Below are 19,753 nucleotides of genomic sequence, written 5' to 3'. Positions count from 1 at the left end.
TTACAAGTGATTTGCCGAACATGGTATAAGTACTAGAAATTAAAGTCCCCTTTTTAAGGGGGATTTAGGGGGATCTAAAACGTTTTGTTACCGAGAAGAAAACTTTTCAAACAACCTCTAAGAGCGATCGCATTCAGAGGAAACAAGACACTGAATTTAATAGTGCTGCACATCTCAGAAAATATCTTTTTTACAATGGGCTTTACCCAAAGAGTTTTATAAAAATAATAAAAGTTAACTTTAATCTGGCTAGAAAAATTTTTTAACCTATCCTAAACCCATTACCACCGAGGATTGGCAATAATTAATTCCGTCACCTGAGAACTATCTAATGGATGGGAGAAAAAATATCCCTGTCCATATTCACAGTTTAACTTTCTCAACAGTGCTAATTGCTCTCCTGTCTCTACACCTTCGGCGGTTACATCCACCCCTAATTTGTGCGCCAATGCAATAATTGTCTCAACAATATCTGAACTTCCATCATCAATAGTGCCCCCGCTAACAAAAGAGCGGTCTATCTTCAACTGATTAATTGGAAAGTGGTGGAGACGACCTAATGAAGAATAGCCCGTACCGAAGTCATCAATTGCCAATTGAACTCCCAAATTTCTTAGTTGCTTTAGCTTACTGATGGCTTTATCATCGTTTTCCATAATTACGCTTTCTGTAATCTCCAGCGTCAAACTTGGTGCGGGAATTCCAGTCTCTTGTAAAACTTTATCGATGTGCGGCAGCAACTTATCTTCACTGAACCTAGTACTACAAAGATTGACACTAATGCTCAAAGGACGCTCACCCAGATCCCCGCAGCCAGAGGAGAATTGCTTTTGCCACTGCTGTATCTGACTACATGCCTCATACAATGCCCACTGCTCAATAAAGACAATTAGCCCGGTTTCTTGGGCAGTTGACATAAAATACTCTGGCAAAACAATGCCGTGTTTTGGATGTAGCCAGCGTATAAGCGCTTCAAAACCCGTAATTTTGCCACTACTGAGTGACACTATCGGTTGATAATAAATTCTAAACTCTTGAAGTTCAATGGCGCGGCGCAGATCGTTAACTAATTGCAAGTGTGCCATTGATTGAATATGCATATCAGTGCTAAAAATCTGATAGCACGCCCTACCTTGTGCCTTAGCTCGGTACATTGCAATATCAGCATCTCGCAAAAAGTCTTCTGGTTCTTTACAATCTGTTGTGCTTAAGGCAATGCCAATACTTGCTGTAATAAAAATTTCTTGCTCCCCTATAACTACTGGAAATGTCAGTTTATTTTGTATTCGCTCAACAACGCCTACCACTTCTAATGCATCTTGAATTCCTGTCAGCAAGATGGTAAACTCGTCTCCTCCTAGCCGTGCAGCTATATCTATAGAGCGCAAGCATTCTTGAAGCCTTTGAGCAACAGTAACCAGTAATTGATCTCCAAATGTATGTCCCAGACTATCGTTGATTAACTTGAAGCGATCTAGGTCTAGAAACAAGACAGCAAATAAATAATCTGGATGCCGTTTGGCATAATCGACCGCATATTTTAAGCGGTTCATAAATAAAGCGCGGTTTGGGAGTCCCGTTAGTACATCGTAAAATGCAAGGTGGAGCAGTTGTGACTTGGCTTGTTTACGCTGTGTAATTTCACTCAGCAATTTTTGATTTGCTTTTGCCAGTTGTTCTGTGCGTTTTAGGATTTGTTTTTCAGCTTGTTTAACTTCACTGATATTAGACAGCAACCAACGCCAGCCTACTAACTTTTCTTGTGAGTCATAAACTGGAGATGCTCTAATACTAGCAGGAAAGGGTTTACCAAACCGTGGTTTTAGGTCAATTACCCACTTACTTAGCTGCTGCAAATTATTTATTTGGGAACTAAAAAACCGACGGTCATGTTGAGCAATAAACAGAATTAATGGTTTACCTACTAGATATTTTTGACGTATAGAGAACATGATTGCTGCTGCATGGTTAGCCTCCAGGATTTTCCCTGCGGTATCAGTTACCAAGTAAGCATCCGGCGCAAAATTGAGCAATTCTTGGTAACGTTGGCACTCTCTCTCTACTGCCGCTCTTGTTAACTCTAGCTCCTCTGAGGCAGCCAATAATTCTTCTAATGCCGTTTGGAGTTCATCGAAAGCTGCCATTATTAGCTCTTGTTGTGAACTCGGCTCAGTTGAAGTTCGCTGCCATATTTCTTTTACCCGTGAGCGCAATTCCTCTATCTGTTGGTTAAACTCATCTACATCCATGTTGCTCAACCTGTAAAAACCAAGTGTGAGTATTAATAAAAGTATCGATGTATACTACAAAAAATACAATCTATAGCAGGATAGATTTGTAGCAAGCAGAGCGCGATCGCAGTCCATCTACTACATACAAATTAATACAGGTCACGCTACTCTCCCTTGGTCAGATTTCGCACAGGGAAGCCAAATCCAAAATACTCTTTTTAACGTAAGATATACTTCATCCTGAGTGTAAAATATATTTTTGTTATCCCAAGTCATCCTCTAGACGTTTAATAGAATACTCTTTTGAGTAGATGTTTACATTTAACATTGGTTATAAATTAAAAGTACGTAAATATTATTTAATTCTTTCCTAAAAAAGGAGTTTTATATGATACCAACTGTGATGTTTTTTGTTGGCTACACCGTAATATCTGCATTGTTTATTTCTCACATTGAATAATCAACTAGAGACTATACAAACATTGCGGGTTGATCCCATCGCTTCTGCCAAAATTGCATAAAACTGACTTATGCAGCCTAACTTTAAGCTACAGAAGCGATGGGGAGCATTGAGTAGAAAAGCGATCGCAGTTTCCTATGAGCGATCGCCATAATTGTAAGTTGCGAAAATTAATATGGACTAGAACTTACGCATTGACAAGAAATACTAAGTGTGAGTTAAGGTTAAAAACCATATCTTTCGTAAGGGCACAGCAGTGCTCATACGTGTCAACTTAACGTGAAACCCTTGTCAAAACGTGATGTTCAGTCCTCTGGCTTCCCATCACTATCCGCGTCACCCCACCCTAACCCTCCCCTTATAAAGGGGAGGGAACTAGATTTCTTTTTTCCCCCCTTGACAAGGGGGGATTAAGGGGGGTAAAACGCCTGTGGAATAAGCATTTGAGCTTAAGTTGACACCAATGAGCAATGCTGTGACCCTACAAAATCGTCTATTGACCATCGCAGGATAATTAAGAAAAGCCTGAAAACTTCCTATTTTAGATAATGCATATCACCATGCATTTGTACAGTGCGTAAGTCCTAATGAATTATTCAGTCAAGTAATATGAAATACTAAATATAAATATTGCTAAGAAAACAGGAACCATTTTATTAAAGTCTATTTGCTTTTTTTGAACCATTTCTAAGCAAGACATTGGAATCATCACAGGCCAGAAGATAGTTGTTACCAAAAACATTACAACTGATAAAAATTTATCTTCTGGAGTCGAAGCAGGGTGACGTAAGGAAAATATTAACCAATTGCCTAAAAAATAGCATGTCATTAACAAGTAAGCAACAGTTAAAGTTAGTTGTATCTGATTCACTGTGAGTACTCCTGAAGTTATGTAAGCTTCACCAAATATCATCCGTACAACGTTATAACATATTTAGTTTTCTCCATTGCGCTGGAAATTGCTAGTGTGTTTATATACCAAAGTTCTACCATCTCTATCATGTCAAACTTCTCTTGTTGTTTGTGAAGTCTCTTTAAGACTCTTGGAGAAACTTTTTAAATTTTGGATGATGAATATTAGACCTCTTGTATAAATGCTTAAATTGTCATGTTGAGCGGGGCTAAACAGAGTAGTGACATTCTTGATTTCTTGACTTTTGCAAGAGGTCTATTCAATACCACAATCCAAAATTTAAAATTCGGTTAGCTATGAGAGCAATAATTAAGCAGTCTTAAAAAATCGAATAATTTCGCGGACATGATCGAGAAATTGCCCGTCGGTGGAAAGCTGGGCGATCGCAGTTCGGGCTTCTCTTGCCAAACGTTCATGTTCAGTTTGATTTGTCGCCCGCAATTCTTCAAAGTTTGCCGCAATCCGGGCTAAATCTCTGCGAGTCTCTTCAGCAAAGCGTTGTTGAGTTGCGGGTAATGAATAAGGTTGTTCTTGGTTGAGTTGATCTTCCAATGACTGGATTTTTTCCTCCAATATCGAGAAGCGATCGCGCAGTTCAACAATATCTTCGCGCGGATACTTCCATTCTTGGCGAATCGTCGCTAACCTTGCATATAAATACTCATAAGCTCGAATCGCTGGACGCAGAATCGTTAATAACAAAGCTGCACCAGAACTTATATATCCCACCGTACTAATACCAGTGACAGCTAGAGTATAAAGACCAACGGCCGAGAAGAAATGCAAAGCAATGGCAACCCAGAGCGATCGCTTCGCCAACAATGTGACATACTTCACTTGTTTCTCATCGACAGGAATTCCTTTATCAGTTGATTGCGCTGCTTCTGCTAAGACTTCTTTCGCTTGAAAATGGACATTCCAGGGTACGGTAACAATTACCAACAGCCACCAAAAACTTGCACCACCAATCACCCAATCCAGAAAATTACCAGCAGGGATATGTAACCATTGCAGTAAGCCAAAGGCTGTTAACACCACAACCACAATTCCAGCGATAGAACTGATAAAAAAGTTTATATACATTTTGCGCTGTCTCCGGTGAAGCCATCATCTCGATCATGACTATGCCCCAGCAGTTATACGTAAATGCTTGTGATGGTTTTTCTAGTAGCACATATCTCTCTGTGCAGAATTCAAACTGAAAAATTCTTGTGTTCAGAATCCTTATATACTTACAAAATAAATTAAAGGTTTGCAATTCTTACGCAACCGGAAAAAAGCACTTTGATAATATCAGGTCTACTCAAGTAAATAACTGCGCCAAATCTGTTGAGTATTTTTACGACCATTTTCTGGAATTAGCGATCGCCAAGTTTTACCTTCTTGCTGAATTTGTAGGTAAACATCAAAGGGTTGTTTTGGTTGCGTCAAACTCCGTTTGGGTAGCTTGAGAATCAAATCGTAGGTTCCCCGAACGCGGAAAGCTGGTAAATTGTCAATCGTTAGGGGTTGTTCTTGGGTAATTGATAGCCGCTTGATTTCAAATCCTTGAAAATCTAGATCCAACTGCTGGCTGAGTTTTTGTTGAGTTTGCTCTAGCCCAAGTGCGATCGCTTTTTGCACTAACTCGCTAGTCGGTAGCAGTCCAATACTGCCACAAGCTGTAACTAGCACCAGCAATATTGCTGTCAAAACTAACCGCACTATATTATTCACTGCCTAATCTGCTACTTTCTTCCTTATCAGTTTAACCGGATGGGTTGCTGCTTTTTACACGTCGAGTAACAGGAGGCAGGATTCCACCTGACTATAATTAATTATCCGAACTTGAGATTATTCCCAATCCAAAATTATGAGGATGCAAGCAGATGCCGTGGTTCGTAAAAATTGAAGAGGGCAAAGTTGATAAACCTACCTTTGACCAATATGTACCTGCTCATAAAGCCTACATTCAGGACTTGATTGGGAAAGGACACAAAGCGCGAACAGGCTATTGGGCAGAGCAAAGAGGCGGGATGTTGCTTTTTGAGGCAGCATCAAAGGAAGAAGCAGAAGCAATTGTCACCGAAGACCCCTTGGTAAAACACGGCTGCGTCAACTATCAGCTTTACGAATGGCGAATTGTTATGGAATAACACACGCTTACTGGTTTTTTATGTTATTCTTTTAGAAGACCTGGATCTATGCGATCGCAACACCCAAATCTTGTCAGAACCGGAAGGTAGCAGCAACACGGGAGGCTTGTGATAGGCGTAGTCTCCGGGTCGCCCTATTTTTAGGAGCGGTCAGCAACAATGGCTGGTTTTGGAGATATTGTTCAAAAAGCTTTTTACCTCGGTGTTGGATTAGCTTCTTACGCAGGTGAGAAAGCAGGGGGAAAATTAGCCCAAGTGCGATTGCAAGTCCAAAAACTGGCAGACGAAATGGTGGCAAAGGGCGAAATGAATACAGAAGAAGCCCGCCGCTTCGTTGAAGATATGATGAAGCAAGCCCAACAAGCCCAAGCATCTACTGAAACCTCCGAAAAAACACCCTCTTCCGAACCTCGGCGCATTGAGATTTTAGAGGAAGATGAAGAACCAACGGTGAAAGAGGAATCAAGCGGTGAAAATGTGGATAAATTACGCCAAGAAGTTATAGACTTGCAAAACGAGTTAAAACGATTGCAACGCGATCAATAAAAAGTATTTTTTGATTGAGATAATCAGAATTAAGTGGCACTTTAACATGGCACTTCGTATAGAAACTTGATAAGATACATTGCTTAGTGTGTATTGTAGTGCTTTCACCGAGATAACACAAAGCGTCCTGTTTATAGCCTGCAAAGGTGTCAAGTTTATGGAGCAGTGGCAAAAAGATTTAGTAGAAATCGTTGAAACAGTGGCTGATGAAGTAGAGCGTTTCTTCCTGGGAATGAGTGAAATGGTAGACGCTTTTTTTGAGCTAACGGAAGAAATCACTGAACAAGTCCCTAACATTGTTACTGAAGTCGATCAGTATTTACAGGATTTGGCTGAACCAATGTTTGAGGCTTACTGGGAATTGGAAGACATGGTGGCAGATGTAGATCCAGGTTTTCCTTATTCAGTTGAACCTACGGCTGAAAAGAATCCTGCCTGTATCGGTTGTACTCATTACCACGGTCAAGTTTATAGTGGTAATTTATTAGTTTGTGCCATGCATCCCCACGGTTGTGAAGACGAGAATTGTCCAGACTGGGAGAAGGAAGAATATTGAGTGAGAGTTAGGAGAGACGCGATGAATCGCGTCTGTACAAGAGTTTGGAGTTAAGAAGCTACACAATTAATAAAAGGACGTAAAAATAAGTAAAATAAGCAATCACAAATAACAAATGACAACTGACAAATTAGCTGAAAGTGTATCCCCCACAAGCCAAGAAATGAAGTATGGCGAACGCGAAATTGCGGAAGGTAAATTAATTACTTTTCCGAATCCGCGTGTCGGCAGACGATATGACATTAATATTACTTTGCCGGAATTTACTTGTAAATGCCCGTTTTCTGGCTATCCTGACTTTGCGACAATTTACGTTACCTATATTCCTGATGAACGGGTAGTGGAATTAAAGGCGCTTAAGCTTTACATTAACAGTTACCGCGATCGCTATATTTCCCACGAAGAATCTGCTAATCAAATTTTGGATGATTTTGTGGCTGCTTGCGATCCCTTAGAAGTGACTGTTAAAGCAGATTTCACGCCTCGCGGGAATGTACATACCGTGGTTGAAGTGCGGCATCAAAAGTAGTTTAAAAGGGCGGTTATAAACCGCGACTACACAGGCAAAACCCACCTCCGTGGGTTATAAAAAATTTTATTTTAACTTAGGCTATGGAGATGGGCTACCCTGTGGTAAGCTCCTTTTTTATGTAACCGCCCAATTTTGCAAATTTACCAAGTTAGCAGGTAGTCATTGCGAATGGAGCAAAGCGGAATGAAGCAATCGCAGCATCTAGACTTTGCGATTGCTTCGCTTCATTTCATTACGCTCGCAATGACAAAATATATTTTTACACATTTGGGATGCTCCCACTGCTTAGGGTTTGCGAATGTATCCCCATTTACCTCCGACAAAATCTGCTTTTCCTTGTTCCTTATCTTGTTTGAATTCTCCACCTACATTAACTAATGCTATACCTTCAGAAAAAGGTTTAGCAAAATCGAAATCTGGCGGAATTAAAAACTCACCGAACTGATTAATATATCCCCATTTATTTCCCGTTTTAGCAGGAGCTAATCCTTCAGAAAAGATATCAGCCTCATCAAATTGCGGCTCGATAATAAAATTTCCATCTTTACCTATATATCCTAATTTATTTCCCAGTTTAACTAATGCCAAACCTTCGGAAAAACTTGTGGCATCATCTAATTTAAATTGAATGATAATTTGACCTGCTTTATCAATATACCCCCATTTGTTAGCTATTTTTACGGCAGCTAAGTCTTCAGTAAATGATTTAGCATCGTCAAATTGAGTAGGAATTATGATTTTGCCAGTTTGAGCAATATATCCCCACTTCTCAGCTATTTTTACAGCCGCCATCCCTAACGAGAATGATCTAGCATCGTCAAATTGTAAAGCAATTATCAGTTTGCCAGTTTTATCGATATAGCCATATTTATTACTAATTTTTACCAGTGCTAGCCCTTGCGAAAAAGGTTTAGTAGCATCAAACCGAAGACGGGTAATAAGTTTACCTGTTTTATCAATATAACCCCACTTATAACCCATTTTAACGGCTGCCATACCTTCAGAAAATGGCTCAACCCAATCAAATTGTGCCTTGATACTAACTTCCTGTGATGTATTTATATAAGTAAAATTACCATTAATTCGTCGATGAGTAAAACTAGATTTTTTAATTTCTTTTTGGTCGAATTTTCCAGCAGGTGTAGAGTAAATTCCTGACTTGAGAACTTTTGCTAAAGCATTATTATCTTCTCGCAAACCTTCATAGAAAAATAAAACTTCTCCTTGTATACCAAGAAAACGGTTATAGCTTATTGCCTGGACTAAATGCTCTGGAGTAATCCGATATGTACTTTGTTTTAAAAGAATGCCAGGAATCAACTTTGGCAATTGTTCCTGAGTAAATTGGCTGGTTAAAACCCTATCTATATCTCTTTTATAAAGTTCAAATTCTCGGTAATATAACTGTGGATGAATTAAATCGGCTAATCCCAGATCAACCCAAGCTTTAGAATCTTGTAGGTAGTTTTCATGACTCCAAGGATAAACGCTGGGAGACAATGAAATAATTGATTCAGGATTGATACTAATTATTTCACGGTAGACGCGGGTTAAAAAATTCGAAAGAATATCAGCCCGCCACTGTAACCATTGTGGATCTTTGGAATTTACTGGTGGTAGTTGATTAAACTCTTGTTGATAGCATTCAATAGTTTTTTGCTCATAACCTCCTTCGCTAGGAAAAGCAGGAAAGCGGTCGTCTCCTTGAATACCTGCAACCTTATAGTTTTTAATTACTTCTAAGAATAAACTTAATAAAAAGTTTTGCACTTCGCTATCAAAAGCATTTAGCCATTCAAAACCATTTTTAACAAGTAAATTTCCAGCAGAGTCACGGGCAGCCCATTGCGGTTTTTTGGCAATGATTGTACCACCATTTTTTTGATAAGAACTAGCAAAGCCATATTCAAACCAAGGAATAACTGCTAGATTAACTCGTTTTGCTTCCTCAACTAATTCGGCTAAAGGATCTCTACCTTGGAATCGCGGATTTATTTCAACGCCAAAATTTTCTCGCATAATTCGGCTGGGATAAGTTGTAACTCCGTTATTCCAGACAACAGGAAATACTACGTTAAATCCTGTTTCAGCGAGAAAGTTCATCGCTTCGGCAATATTTTTTCTAGAGTCTAAGACTTGGCTAGCTGTTGTTGTAATCCAAATACCGCGAATTTCCATGAATTAGGTAGAGCTTGATTTATTGAGGTTTTCTTTTACTAATAGCAATCCTTCTGAAAAAGGATGAGCTTCATCAAACCGTGGAGGAATTACAAATTTTCCGGTTTTGTCGATATAGCCCCACTGATTACCTTTTTGCACTCGTGCGAATCCTTCTACAAAATCATCAGCAGCATCAAATTGTGGCGGAATCACAAACATTTCTACACCCGGAATATATTTGTAGGGTACGGTAGGAATTTCGAGAACTCGACAAATAAATGCTGCAATTTCGCCTCTAGTAGCGTTTTGATTGGGCTGCAAGCTTTTAATATTGGGGTAGTTAACAATAATCCGTTTTTCGGTTGCGGCTGCGATCGCACTCACAGCATAACTGGGAATTTGCCCAAAATCACTGTAATATTTTTTCAAAGTATTTATCGCGTCTCCTGCAACCCCATAATTTAACCCAGAAGCTAAAGCAGCTATTGCTTGCACACGGGGAATTAGTTCATTGGGTTTGAAAAAAGAATTGGGATACCCAGACAGATATTTTGTCTGATATGCTTCGGTAATGGCTTTAGCCGCCCAGTGATTAGCGGGTACATCTTTAAAGGTTATTGCCGGGCGAGATGATGGCTGTTTTGGTAAGCCGATGGAAATAATCGTCGCAAATTCAGCACGAGTTACAGGTGCATTGGGGCGAAAAGTGCCGTCCAAATAACCTTTGAATATATTTTGCTTGGCTGCTGCGAGGATAGATGCTTTGGCCCAATGATTTTGAATATCTGAAAAAATGTTGACACCTCAAATAGTAGAGTTTTTCTCGCCAGGATTTGAACGGGCAAAAAAATAATGTAGAAAAACATGGCAACTTTTGTAGGTTATGATACGCTATCTGCTTGAGAAGTGTCGAGGAGCCGAAAATGACTAAGCTGCGCGTGGGGTTACTGTTTGGCGGTCGTTCGGGAGAACATGAAGTTTCAATCAAATCAGCACGGGCGATCGCTAAAGCCTTAAGTGCAGAGGAAAATGCTAGTAAGTACGAAATACTGCCTTTTTACATCCAAAAAGATGGACGCTGGTTAGCGGGGGAAGCACCCCAAAAGGTTTTAGAAACAGGTAATCCGCTTCTGGAAGCTGAACAATCAACTTCTGGAGGAAATTTAATATCCAACCCTCAAGCCCAAACCCTCAGCAAGTGGCAATCTCCCTCTCAAGTTGCCCAAGTGGATGTTTGGTTTCCCATTCTCCACGGCCCCAACGGTGAAGACGGAACAATTCAAGGGTTACTAACTTTGATGCAAGTCCCCTTTATTGGTTCTGGGGTTTTAGGTTCGGCAATGGGGATGGATAAAATTGCGATGAAAATTGCCTTTGAGCAAGCGGGACTACCACAGGTAAAATACAAAGCGATAACTAGAGCGCAGGTTTGGTCTAATCCTTGCGTATTTCCAAAACTGTGTGATGACATTGAAGCAGCATTAGGTTATCCTGCTTTTGTCAAGCCAGCTAATTTGGGTTCATCAGTAGGTATTGCCAAAGTGCGATCGCGCCAAGAATTAGAAGCCGCTTTAGATAGTGCCGCTAGTTATGATCGAAGGCTGGTTGTAGAAGCTGGTGTCGTTGCTAGAGAAGTTGAGTGTGCCGTTTTAGGAAACGATCAACCAAAAGCCTCTGTCGTTGGAGAGATTAGTTATGATAGCGATTTTTATGACTATGAAACTAAGTATACAGAGGGTCGGGCAGATTTACTGATCCCGGCATCAATTCCAGATGCGATCGCCCGTCAAATTCAGGACATGGCTTTGCAAGCCTTTACAGCTGTTGATGCTGCGGGTTTAGCAAGGGTAGATTTCTTCTATGTGGAAGCGACACAAGAAGTTTTTATTAACGAAATCAATACCTTACCAGGCTTTACTGCAACGAGTATGTATCCTCAACTCTGGGCCCATAGTGGAGTCTCTTTTCCAGAGTTAGTCGATCAATTAATTCAACTTGCTCTAGAAAGGTATTCTCCTAGTTAAGGCAGAAAATAAGCAAACTAATTTCAGATTATTAGGGCAAGAAGCCACAAAAAATACACAATTTTGGCAAAAGTGAGTCCGATTTGGTAGCTGATGTTTTACAAAAAAGCTACTTAAATCGGAAATTTTGTTACGGATACCTGATGCTTGACTCCTCCAGTACAATTTATGGACTAGAGGGGTACAAATCTGAAAGTAATCATGAAAAAAAGTCAGAGTGTACAGCGCGAGCCAACCCGACTCAGAAGGGCTACTCCAGAGCTGACAAACAGGAAATCGAGATTAAAACAAAGCTCGAATGTTCTGATATATCTGGTTACACATCATCCTTGGCTATTGTTAACTGGGTGTTTAGCCATGTTTTTAGGAGGTGGTGCTTTTGCCCTGTATAGCTTAGGTAATGCTGGACAGGTAGCACAAGAAGAACCAGAAACAATCCCAGTTATTGTTGAAGAACCAATTAGTGTGCCCTCTGAGAATAGTAATCCTACACCTTTATGGTTGGTGGCTGCGATCGTCCTCAGTTGTGGTGGTGGTTCTTTGCTCATTTTCAAAATGCTCAACCGGAAAACGCAACCACAAAAAGTCCAAAAACAGGTTAATCGCCATCAGGCACGTTTGGCACAGAGCCAGTATCAAAAATTGGAACCACGCCTTCCCAAGAATCAGCCAATTTTTGTGCCACAGCCTCAACTGATGCCAATGATGCAGATGCAGCCTAAAGCAAAACATTTGGTGACGGTTCTGCCAGCAGAACACAAACACCACTTGGACACGCGCACAGACTCTTTGGCAGACTTGATGGATCTTCGTAAAGATAGTTCATTGTCTGCAATTTTACGCCAGTATTAAATTTTCTCTAAAGCAAAAACCTTTCAAAATAATACTTTTTGCAACTTAGGGCACGGTTATACCGTGCCTTTTTTAATATCTAATCTATATCTCGCATTTATAGATCAAAGGTGGGTGAAAACAGATGTTGCTAATGATACTATTTTCTGGAAGTCCCCTAAGTCAAATCTCTCAAAGAGTTTCCCTCTGTTGTCGCAGATGGCTTAATTTTGGGAACGCTTCGCAAATAAAATATGTTAGATTTGTGTCTTTCTACTTACTTAACTTCTGTCAAGCAAGATACATTAAATAGTAGTTTAGTCGCAAAGGAATCGAAAACTATGGCCATTAGTAGTCCTGAAGTCATTCGTCATATCTTAATTGGGTTGGGATATTTAGTCCCTGAGATTGATCCAAACCCGGATCTAACTAAATTCGCTCCCTGGAAGCGAAATAACAACTCGTTAACAGACGATCCCACTGAAGAAGCGATTAAAAAGTTTCAGAAACAGTACTCACAAAAACTTGCAGTAAATGGTAACGCTGATGCCGAGACTCGAACTGTAATGGAAGAGACAGTCAAAGGGCTTCAGAATAGATTGAAGTTTCACGGTTTCGCAACCCCTGCCGAAATTCCCCCAGATAAGCCTTTTTATGGGCCAGCCACTTATAGAGCAGTTAAGAAATTTCAGAAATCTCAGGGTTTAACTGAGAATGGCATTGCCACTATTGAACAGCGTCAAATTCTACAGCAACCTAGTCTAAAAGATAAGCCACCGCAACCGCCACAAGCACAACTTAACCTGAGAGATTTGTGCTTCCAATTTAAAAAGAATTCTCAAAATCCTTCTTACATTGCAGCGTTAAATAACTTACAACAAAACCTACCCAAGGACGTTTTACACAAAGTTACTAACAAATGGAGAGGAACAAACGATCAAAATCCTGAGATTGTTAAGCTGACAAATTTGTTCACTTATTATGATGACAACAATCAAAATCATCGTGATGCCCTAAATCACTTACAAAGTCAGATTACCCCAGCTATCTCTCAAGCTTTTTTAAGCCTTTGGAATAAGAAATAAAACCGCCCATGATGGCAATTCCCACTGGTTGGCGAACTTCAGAACCCGCGCCAATTTCTAATGCTAGGGGTAGAGTCCCTGCGATCGTAGCGATTGATGGTAGCAGGGCCACTACCAAAACGAATGTCTGCAACTGCCGCCAGGGGAATAAATCTGCCATTCTGACTGGGAACTTGCAGATTAGTAATTGTGTTGATGTCAACCCGTGCTTTCGATCGATTTGCACGCAAATGGGGATTTGACGATCGCTTAAATTAAATTTTGCCAAGTTTGGATCATTGTCACCAATAACCAAGGGAAGCAGTTCGAGCGATCGCTTGTACTGTCACTCCCAAATCTGCTGCCCGTTGCGGGTTGGGAATTACTGAAATCTCTGGTTTCACCAAACTCGCAGCTGAAGACACTTCTACTAATCCGGGTAGCGATCGTATCATCTAGCTACTCTAGGTCACACACTATATACATTTAGATCACTGTCCTTAATATAAAAGAATGATAAAACTGATCTAAGCTTATTTAACTAAAACTTTAATGATTGATGTACTTTTTTAGACTAAAACACTGTTTTACCTACCCAACCCATAATTCCTTTAAAGCCTTAGTGTTGTTAGGAAGTCATGTATCCAAGCATATCCAAGTATAGAAAAGCTGGCGTTCACAGCTATACGTGAGTTACAAAGGAGCAAACTCCATAATTCCAGCCAGGTGGCCCTGATGATGGAATTTTGAAATCAATGCAAAGCAAAACAATAAATAATTAGTATTTACCAGAGTAAGCAGATATGTTCAATGCCACTGAAATTTTAATTGATGCCTTTGTAGATGAAATCCGAGAAGGCTACCGTCGCACTTACGGCTGCTTCAAAAATGATTATCAGGACATTATCGCCTGGGCTGGTAACATGGCTTTGGAAAATATCGCCAATAGCGATGCCCTTTATCACAATGTTGAACACACAGTTCTTGTCACCCTTGTGGGGCAAGAAATCTTACGTGGCAAACACATTAGAGAGGGCGGTGTTTCCAGTGAAGACTGGTTGCATTGTATCATTTCCTTGGTTAGTCATGATATTGGCTACGTTAAGGGAGTTTGCCGACAAGACCAAGAAGGAGTAGGCTTATATTCCACAGGTAAAAATGGCAAAATGGTTTCTGTAGCTCCTGGCGCTTCTGATGCCAGTCTCACGCCGTATCATGTTGATAGAGCCAAGCTCTTTATTGATGAGCGTTTTGGAGGTCACAAGCTAATAGATGCTGAGGCAATTAAGAGCAATATTGAATTAACTCGCTTTCCTGTACCTGCGGCAGAAGATCATCAGGATACAAAATGCTTTGCTGGGTTAGTCCGGGCGGCTGATTTGATTGGTCAACTAAGCGACCCGCGTTATCTGAAGAAAATTACTTCATTATTTTACGAGTTTGAAGAAACTGGTGTAAATAAAGTTTTGGGCTATAACACCCCCGCCGATTTACGAAATAACTACGCTAAGTTTTACTGGAATGGTGTCTATCCCTATATCCAAGAGGGACTGCATTACCTTTCATTGACACAACAGGGCAAACAAATTCTGGCTAATCTCTACTCAAACGTATTTGTTGTAGAACACGAAAAACAACAGCAAGAACAGCAGCGCTATTTAGAGAAATTGGGAGTGGGGAATTGAGACGCGATTTATCGCGTCTGTACAAAAGGTAGGAGTAGAGACGCGATAAATCGCGTCTCCTTATATCTTGCACCAGGCGACTAGAAGTCGCGGCTACACGAGACAAAACCTGCCTCCGCAGGTTAAAAAGCCTTGGTTTTGTGTTAGTCCGCGCAGGCGGACTTCGTTTGTATAGCCGCGATTTCTAATCGCTAGGGCTAGGTGCAAGATGTGAGCCTCTACAAGAGAAGAGTTGAAAATTATTAATCATGAGTTATGAATTAAGATAAAACTTTAATAACTCATAACTCATAATTTATAACTCCTAACTACTATGGATTGGTGGCGACGACTAAAGAAAAATCCTTTGGCACAATTTGGGGCAATTTTGCTGTTAATTTTCTACATAGCAGTAATTGCAGCAGATTTTGTAGCTCCTTATGACCCTTACGCCTCACAGGCCAATGGTTCACTGCTGCCACCAACTCAGATACACTGGGTTTCTCAGTCAGGGGAGTTTATCGGGCCCCATGTGTATCCCACGACTCAAGGAGACACAAATTTAGAAACAGGCGATCGCAAACTCATTGTAGACTTCAAAAAGCCTTCACCCTTGCGTCTATTTGTCTCCGGCCCAGAATACCGATTGTTGCAGATGAGTTTGCCACTACCCCCGCAGTGGGATGAAGTTACAATCTTTCCTGGTATTCCCCTAAATTGGCATTTATTTGGCACAACAACTGGCGCAAAAATTAACATTTTGGGCACTGATGACCAAGGCCGCGACCAATTCAGCCGCCTGCTGCATGGCGGCCGCATCAGTATGTTTATCGGGATTTTTGGCATCATCATTACCTATCCCTTGGGTTTGCTCATCGGTGGAATTTCCGGCTATTTCGGCGGTGTAACTGATAGCATCATTATGCGTTTAGCAGAGGTGCTAATGACTTTCCCTAGTATTTATCTTTTGGTAACTTTAGGGGCAGTCTTACCAGCAGGTTTAAGCAGTACCCAGCGCTTTTTGCTGATTGTGGTGATTACTTCGGTTATTAGCTGGGCTGGTTTAGCACGGGTTATCCGAGGACAGGTACTATCAATTAAAGAGCGAGAATTTGTCCAAGCATCACGCGCGATGGGTGGAAATCCACTTTATATCATTCTCCGCCACGTTTTGCCGCAAACGGCTAGTTATGTAATTATCTCTGCCACTCTTGCAATTCCCAGTTTTATTGGTGCAGAGGCGATATTGAGTCTTATTGGTTTAGGAATTCAACAACCAGACCCCTCTTGGGGAAATATGCTTTCTCTGGCTAGCAATGCCTCAATTTTGGTACTACAACCTTGGTTAATCTGGCCGCCGGCTGTGCTGATTATCCTCACAGTCCTAGCATTCAACTTACTCGGTGATGGATTAAGAGATGCCCTTGACCCGCGCAGTCTCAGAAGATAAGGCTTATTTCTACATCATACTAAAAAGCACAAAACCTGGTCGAGGTTGACCAGGTTTTATCGAGTTCACAGGTTTCAAATTGTTAAACTAAATTAAGTAATTGAGAGTTAATAACTAAGGTGGACTTAAAACTAACAAACTCAGCATTCTTGCGTTTTTCCGCTTTGGGATTTGGCTTTGCCTTCTACATTAGGCTTTTACCACTGCTATAAATTGATATGCTGAAATTTGCTTGGGTTGATGACAGGGGACACTAAGTCATTTACCCTCTTTGTTTGGTTGAGTTTTATTTGGTGTCCTACTATTTAAGTTATCACTAAGTTTATAAGTTGCAATCCTTCGTTTACTAAAATTGACGTTTTGTTAGGTTTTGCAATCTAGCTCTAGAGATTTGATCCCCGGCTATCTTTTTAAGAGAGTTAAGGGGATCTTTCAGAGTTCAGAGCTAGCGTAGGCGTAGCCCGTCGTAGACATCGTTTTTCCATAACTGTTTCCTAATTCATTTCCCTGGATAGTTTCGCACTTTATCGGTTTTAGCTTGAAATAAAATCAGAGTTACACTAGATGCTGATGGAATTGACTACAACCTTTCATGCTCTTAAAGAATGGGCAGTCGCCGTAAATGCCTTGGAAAGCGGCAAAACAATTATGTTACTCCGCAAAGGCGGTATCCATGAACGAAATGGACATTTCCAAGTTGCCCACAAGGAAATTTTGCTTTATCCTACTTATGAACATCAACAAGCTTTCATGCTGAAAGCTGAGTATGCTAATCATGTCTATCCAGTAACATCGGGTTGGCATCCTGAAACAGTTCGCATCGGTAGTTGGGCTGAAATCACCGATATTTTGCCTGTTAGTGACGAATTTCTTGTTAACGCTTTGCTTCCCTTCCATATTTGGAACGAGAATTTTATTAGCGATCGCCTCAAATGGAAACCACGCCAACCTCTTTATATTCTCCTTCTGCGGACATATAAACTACCCCAAGAGCGAGAAATTCCTTATGATCCTAAATACGGCGGTTGCAAATCATGGATTGATTTAGATCAACCAATTGACTTGCAAGGTGCAACACCAGTTTTGTCTGACTTTGCATACAGCCAATTAGTAGAGACAATTCGCAGTATTGTCGGCGAAAAAATGGAGAGGAAGATTGACATGCTAAATCATAACCCCATCTTTGGCTAAATCTTGGTTATATTGTTGTCAACTTCATTCTACGCAGTAAAAGCAATTCATGAATTGCCCTTACTGCGTAATTTTTGATTTTAATACATTGACAAACAAATAATAATTAAAATTCCTGATTACGTATCATTAATTTGTAGTGTATACAATTTCTTTGTAAAGCTACGCTTAATCTCTTAATTTCTTATTTCTTCTTGGCGTACTTGGCGTACTTGGCGGTTCGTTCTTTATTTATTCCACTATAAAAGAACTGGATCAGATGATAAAATTACTGAACCATTAACTAGATAACAGAGGCTATATTCAGTATTCAAGAATATGGGTACGTCTACCATTGATTATGAATCAGCCTACAACCAAATCTTGGCAAGAAGTCCGCGCAGCTTTTCAGAAAATTTGGGGTTATGAAGATTTTCGTCCGCCACAGGGAGAAATCGTCAGCAGTTTATTAGCACAAAAAGATGCGCTGATTATTATGCCCACAGGTGGCGGGAAGTCGATTTGTTTTCAACTTCCCGCACTCCTACAAACCGGATTAACTTTGGTAGTTTCGCCCTTGGTGGCGCTAATGGAAAATCAAGTACAGGAACTACGAGAAAGCAACCAAAAAGCTGCGCTTTTGCATAGTGAATTATCTTCATCTCAACGTCGTGCAACTCTGCAAGCTTTAGAACTTCAAAAGTTAAGATTACTTTATTTATCGCCAGAAACTTTGCTAAGTGCGCCAGTGTGGGAAAGATTATGTCAACCGCAATTGCAAATTAATGGCTTAATTTTGGATGAAGCCCATTGTTTAGTGCAGTGGGGTGATAGTTTTCGTCCAGCTTATCGCAGATTAGGGGCGGTGCGTCCTGCATTGCTAAAATCAAAACCACCAGGAACAAAAATTAGCATTGCTGCTTTTACTGCGACTGCCGATCCTTTAGCCCAAAAGATTATTCAAACAGTTTTACAATTACAGCAACCAGAGATTTTTCGTTTGAATCCTTACCGTTCTAATTTGCATCCTAGCGTTCGCATCGCTTGGACACCACGAGGTAGGAAACAACAATTATTAAAGTTTATTCAAAATAGACCACAACAATCGGGATTAGTTTATGTTCGGACTCGGCGCGATAGTGAGGATTTAGCCCAATGGTTAGCAGATATGGGCTATGCCACAGCTAGTTATCATGGGGGATTGGGGGCAACTGAACGCCGTGCAGTAGAAGGAAGTTGGTTAAGTGGGAAAATACCATTCGTGGTGTGTACCTGTGCGTTTGGGATGGGGATTAATAAAAGTAATGTGCGTTGGGTTGCCCATTTTCACGCGCCACATTTGCTATCGGAATATGTGCAAGAAATAGGCCGGGCTGGAAGGGATGGGAAACCGGCAGAAGCGTTAACATTGGTGAGTGAACCTACGGGGTGGTTAGATTCAGAGGATAAGCAAAGACAGCAGTTTTTTCACGAACAAATGCGATCGCAGCAACAAATAGCGCAACAACTTGTGAAAAAATTACCAAAGCAGGGAGAAGTGAACGCAGTAACCCGACAATTTCCTGACGCTGCTACGGCGCTGGCTTTACTCCACAGTAATGGTCAGTTAAACTGGCTTGATCCTTTCCATTACACTATTGAGCAAAAAGCTGGAAATCAGCCACTGACGCAATTACACGCTGCCAAACAAATGCATCAATACCTGACTACAAAGCAGTGTCGTTGGCAATTTTTGTTAAATGCTTTTGGTTTTGACAAAGAAGCTGCTAACTGGCGTTGCGGACATTGCGATAATTGCCGTTAGTAAAGTTACTTTCAGCGCAGTATTGTTTACATGCTGCCTCAATACTGTTCAGTTAAGGCTTAACGCTTTGTCAATGTGAAATTTTTTAACGAACCGCTAAGGACGCAAAGTACGCAAAGGAAGAGAAGGAAGAAATAATACCAATTCAAATAATGTTTGCGACACATCAATTATTCGTAAGGGCACAACATTGTTCATTGGTGTCAACTTAAG

At 40.6% G+C, this 19,753-nt stretch carries 18 protein-coding genes, 1 other RNA gene and 1 pseudogene; 12 read left to right on the top strand and 8 right to left on the bottom strand.

What is annotated here, in order from left to right; all coding sequences use genetic code 11:
* Positions 1 to 281: 281 nt before the first annotated feature.
* The 4 genes from VB732_RS00395 to VB732_RS00380 form a co-directional block, all read right to left on the bottom strand.
* Complete coding sequence (locus VB732_RS00395; RefSeq protein WP_323228837.1) at positions 282 to 2,249, bottom strand: EAL domain-containing protein; 1,968 nt, start codon at positions 2,247 to 2,249, stop codon at positions 282 to 284.
* A gap of 1,034 nt (positions 2,250 to 3,283) precedes the next feature.
* Complete coding sequence (locus VB732_RS00390; RefSeq protein WP_323228836.1) at positions 3,284 to 3,562, bottom strand: hypothetical protein; 279 nt, start codon at positions 3,560 to 3,562, stop codon at positions 3,284 to 3,286.
* Between the two features lie 351 nt (positions 3,563 to 3,913).
* Positions 3,914 to 4,687, bottom strand: coding sequence for a hypothetical protein (locus VB732_RS00385; protein WP_323228835.1), 774 nt, complete (start codon positions 4,685 to 4,687; stop codon positions 3,914 to 3,916).
* Positions 4,688 to 4,903: 216 nt separating this feature from the next.
* Complete coding sequence (locus tag VB732_RS00380; protein ID WP_323228966.1) at positions 4,904 to 5,311, bottom strand: hypothetical protein; 408 nt, start codon at positions 5,309 to 5,311, stop codon at positions 4,904 to 4,906.
* Positions 5,312 to 5,472: 161 nt separating this feature from the next.
* On the opposite strand from VB732_RS00380, the gene VB732_RS00375 reads away from it, so the two are divergent.
* The 5 genes from VB732_RS00375 (at position 5,473) to queF (ending at position 7,370) form a co-directional block, all read left to right on the top strand.
* Positions 5,473 to 5,739, top strand: coding sequence for a YciI family protein (locus VB732_RS00375; protein ID WP_323228834.1), 267 nt, complete (start codon positions 5,473 to 5,475; stop codon positions 5,737 to 5,739).
* A 37-nt stretch (positions 5,740 to 5,776) separates the two neighbouring features.
* An RNA gene (ffs, locus tag VB732_RS00370) (signal recognition particle sRNA small type) lies at positions 5,777 to 5,873 on the top strand.
* A 25-nt stretch (positions 5,874 to 5,898) separates the two neighbouring features.
* Positions 5,899 to 6,285: a phasin family protein gene (locus tag VB732_RS00365; protein WP_323228833.1), complete on the top strand. Its 387-nt coding sequence runs from the start codon at positions 5,899 to 5,901 to the stop codon at positions 6,283 to 6,285.
* A gap of 157 nt (positions 6,286 to 6,442) precedes the next feature.
* Positions 6,443 to 6,841 carry a hypothetical protein gene (locus tag VB732_RS00360; protein ID WP_323228832.1) on the top strand — a complete coding sequence of 133 codons (399 nt, stop codon included), beginning with the start codon at positions 6,443 to 6,445 and terminating at the stop codon, positions 6,839 to 6,841.
* Between the two features lie 115 nt (positions 6,842 to 6,956).
* Positions 6,957 to 7,370, top strand: a complete 414-nt coding sequence (queF, locus tag VB732_RS00355) for a preQ(1) synthase (RefSeq protein ID WP_323228831.1) — start codon at positions 6,957 to 6,959, stop codon at positions 7,368 to 7,370.
* 288 nt (positions 7,371 to 7,658) lie between these two features.
* Here queF and VB732_RS00350 read toward each other — a convergent pair whose 3' ends face one another.
* Positions 7,659 to 9,551: a WG repeat-containing protein gene (locus tag VB732_RS00350; protein WP_323228830.1), complete on the bottom strand. Its 1,893-nt coding sequence runs from the start codon at positions 9,549 to 9,551 to the stop codon at positions 7,659 to 7,661.
* Between the two features lie 3 nt (positions 9,552 to 9,554).
* Entirely contained in the window at positions 9,555 to 10,316 is a 762-nt protein-coding gene (locus tag VB732_RS00345; RefSeq protein ID WP_323228965.1) for an S-layer homology domain-containing protein, read from the bottom strand.
* Positions 10,317 to 10,456: 140 nt separating this feature from the next.
* On the opposite strand from VB732_RS00345, the gene VB732_RS00340 reads away from it, so the two are divergent.
* The 3 genes from VB732_RS00340 (at position 10,457) to VB732_RS00330 (ending at position 13,473) form a co-directional block, all read left to right on the top strand.
* Positions 10,457 to 11,557, top strand: coding sequence for a D-alanine--D-alanine ligase family protein (locus VB732_RS00340; protein WP_323228829.1), 1,101 nt, complete (start codon positions 10,457 to 10,459; stop codon positions 11,555 to 11,557).
* Between the two features lie 201 nt (positions 11,558 to 11,758).
* The gene (locus VB732_RS00335) at positions 11,759 to 12,409 is read left to right on the top strand and encodes a hypothetical protein (RefSeq protein ID WP_323228828.1); all 651 of its coding nucleotides are present in this window, start codon (positions 11,759 to 11,761) and stop codon (positions 12,407 to 12,409) included.
* Positions 12,410 to 12,729: 320 nt separating this feature from the next.
* Positions 12,730 to 13,473: a peptidoglycan-binding domain-containing protein gene (locus VB732_RS00330; RefSeq protein ID WP_323228827.1), complete on the top strand. Its 744-nt coding sequence runs from the start codon at positions 12,730 to 12,732 to the stop codon at positions 13,471 to 13,473.
* On the opposite strand, the gene VB732_RS00325 is transcribed toward VB732_RS00330, so the two are convergent.
* Positions 13,433 to 13,585, bottom strand: a complete 153-nt coding sequence (locus tag VB732_RS00325) for an efflux RND transporter permease subunit (RefSeq protein WP_416235716.1) — start codon at positions 13,583 to 13,585, stop codon at positions 13,433 to 13,435. The genes VB732_RS00330 and VB732_RS00325 overlap by 41 nt on opposite strands.
* A pseudogene (locus VB732_RS00320) lies at positions 13,518 to 13,904 on the bottom strand (efflux RND transporter permease subunit); the annotation flags it as partial. The pseudogene VB732_RS00320 and the gene VB732_RS00325, both read right to left, overlap by 68 nt.
* Positions 13,905 to 14,255: 351 nt before the next feature.
* Between VB732_RS00320 and VB732_RS00315 the strand changes: the two are divergent.
* The 4 genes from VB732_RS00315 (at position 14,256) to VB732_RS00300 (ending at position 19,540) form a co-directional block, all read left to right on the top strand.
* The gene (locus VB732_RS00315) at positions 14,256 to 15,137 is read left to right on the top strand and encodes an Npun_R2479 family HD domain-containing metalloprotein (protein ID WP_323228825.1); all 882 of its coding nucleotides are present in this window, start codon (positions 14,256 to 14,258) and stop codon (positions 15,135 to 15,137) included.
* A gap of 313 nt (positions 15,138 to 15,450) precedes the next feature.
* Entirely contained in the window at positions 15,451 to 16,566 is a 1,116-nt protein-coding gene (locus VB732_RS00310; protein WP_323228824.1) for an ABC transporter permease, read from the top strand.
* 564 nt (positions 16,567 to 17,130) lie between these two features.
* A complete protein-coding gene (locus VB732_RS00305; RefSeq protein WP_323228823.1) occupies positions 17,131 to 17,757 on the top strand; it encodes a DUF1802 family protein in 627 nt (208 codons plus the stop codon).
* A gap of 340 nt (positions 17,758 to 18,097) precedes the next feature.
* The gene (locus tag VB732_RS00300) at positions 18,098 to 19,540 is read left to right on the top strand and encodes an ATP-dependent DNA helicase RecQ (RefSeq protein WP_323228822.1); all 1,443 of its coding nucleotides are present in this window, start codon (positions 18,098 to 18,100) and stop codon (positions 19,538 to 19,540) included.
* The last annotated feature ends 213 nt before the right edge of the window (positions 19,541 to 19,753 follow it).

The organism is Nostoc sp. UHCC 0252 (assembly GCF_034931145.1).
GTDB lineage: Bacteria > Cyanobacteriota > Cyanobacteriia > Cyanobacteriales > Nostocaceae > Nostoc.
The sequence above is the reverse complement of the archived record's forward strand: the minus strand, read 5'-3'. Positions and strand labels throughout refer to the sequence as shown.

Coding starts and splice junctions, on each gene's coding strand:
- queF (WP_323228831.1), top strand. CDS start 6,957: ATGACAACTGACAAATTAGCTGAAAGTGTATCCCCCACAAGCCAAGAA.
- VB732_RS00365 (WP_323228833.1), top strand. CDS start 5,899: ATGGCTGGTTTTGGAGATATTGTTCAAAAAGCTTTTTACCTCGGTGTT.
- VB732_RS00315 (WP_323228825.1), top strand. CDS start 14,256: ATGTTCAATGCCACTGAAATTTTAATTGATGCCTTTGTAGATGAAATC.
- VB732_RS00360 (WP_323228832.1), top strand. CDS start 6,443: ATGGAGCAGTGGCAAAAAGATTTAGTAGAAATCGTTGAAACAGTGGCT.
- VB732_RS00350 (WP_323228830.1), bottom strand. CDS start 9,551: ATGGAAATTCGCGGTATTTGGATTACAACAACAGCTAGCCAAGTCTTA.
- VB732_RS00335 (WP_323228828.1), top strand. CDS start 11,759: ATGAAAAAAAGTCAGAGTGTACAGCGCGAGCCAACCCGACTCAGAAGG.
- VB732_RS00395 (WP_323228837.1), bottom strand. CDS start 2,249: ATGGATGTAGATGAGTTTAACCAACAGATAGAGGAATTGCGCTCACGG.
- VB732_RS00310 (WP_323228824.1), top strand. CDS start 15,451: ATGGATTGGTGGCGACGACTAAAGAAAAATCCTTTGGCACAATTTGGG.
- VB732_RS00330 (WP_323228827.1), top strand. CDS start 12,730: ATGGCCATTAGTAGTCCTGAAGTCATTCGTCATATCTTAATTGGGTTG.
- VB732_RS00305 (WP_323228823.1), top strand. CDS start 17,131: ATGCTGATGGAATTGACTACAACCTTTCATGCTCTTAAAGAATGGGCA.
- VB732_RS00375 (WP_323228834.1), top strand. CDS start 5,473: ATGCCGTGGTTCGTAAAAATTGAAGAGGGCAAAGTTGATAAACCTACC.
- VB732_RS00340 (WP_323228829.1), top strand. CDS start 10,457: ATGACTAAGCTGCGCGTGGGGTTACTGTTTGGCGGTCGTTCGGGAGAA.
- VB732_RS00300 (WP_323228822.1), top strand. CDS start 18,098: ATGAATCAGCCTACAACCAAATCTTGGCAAGAAGTCCGCGCAGCTTTT.
- VB732_RS00385 (WP_323228835.1), bottom strand. CDS start 4,687: ATGTATATAAACTTTTTTATCAGTTCTATCGCTGGAATTGTGGTTGTG.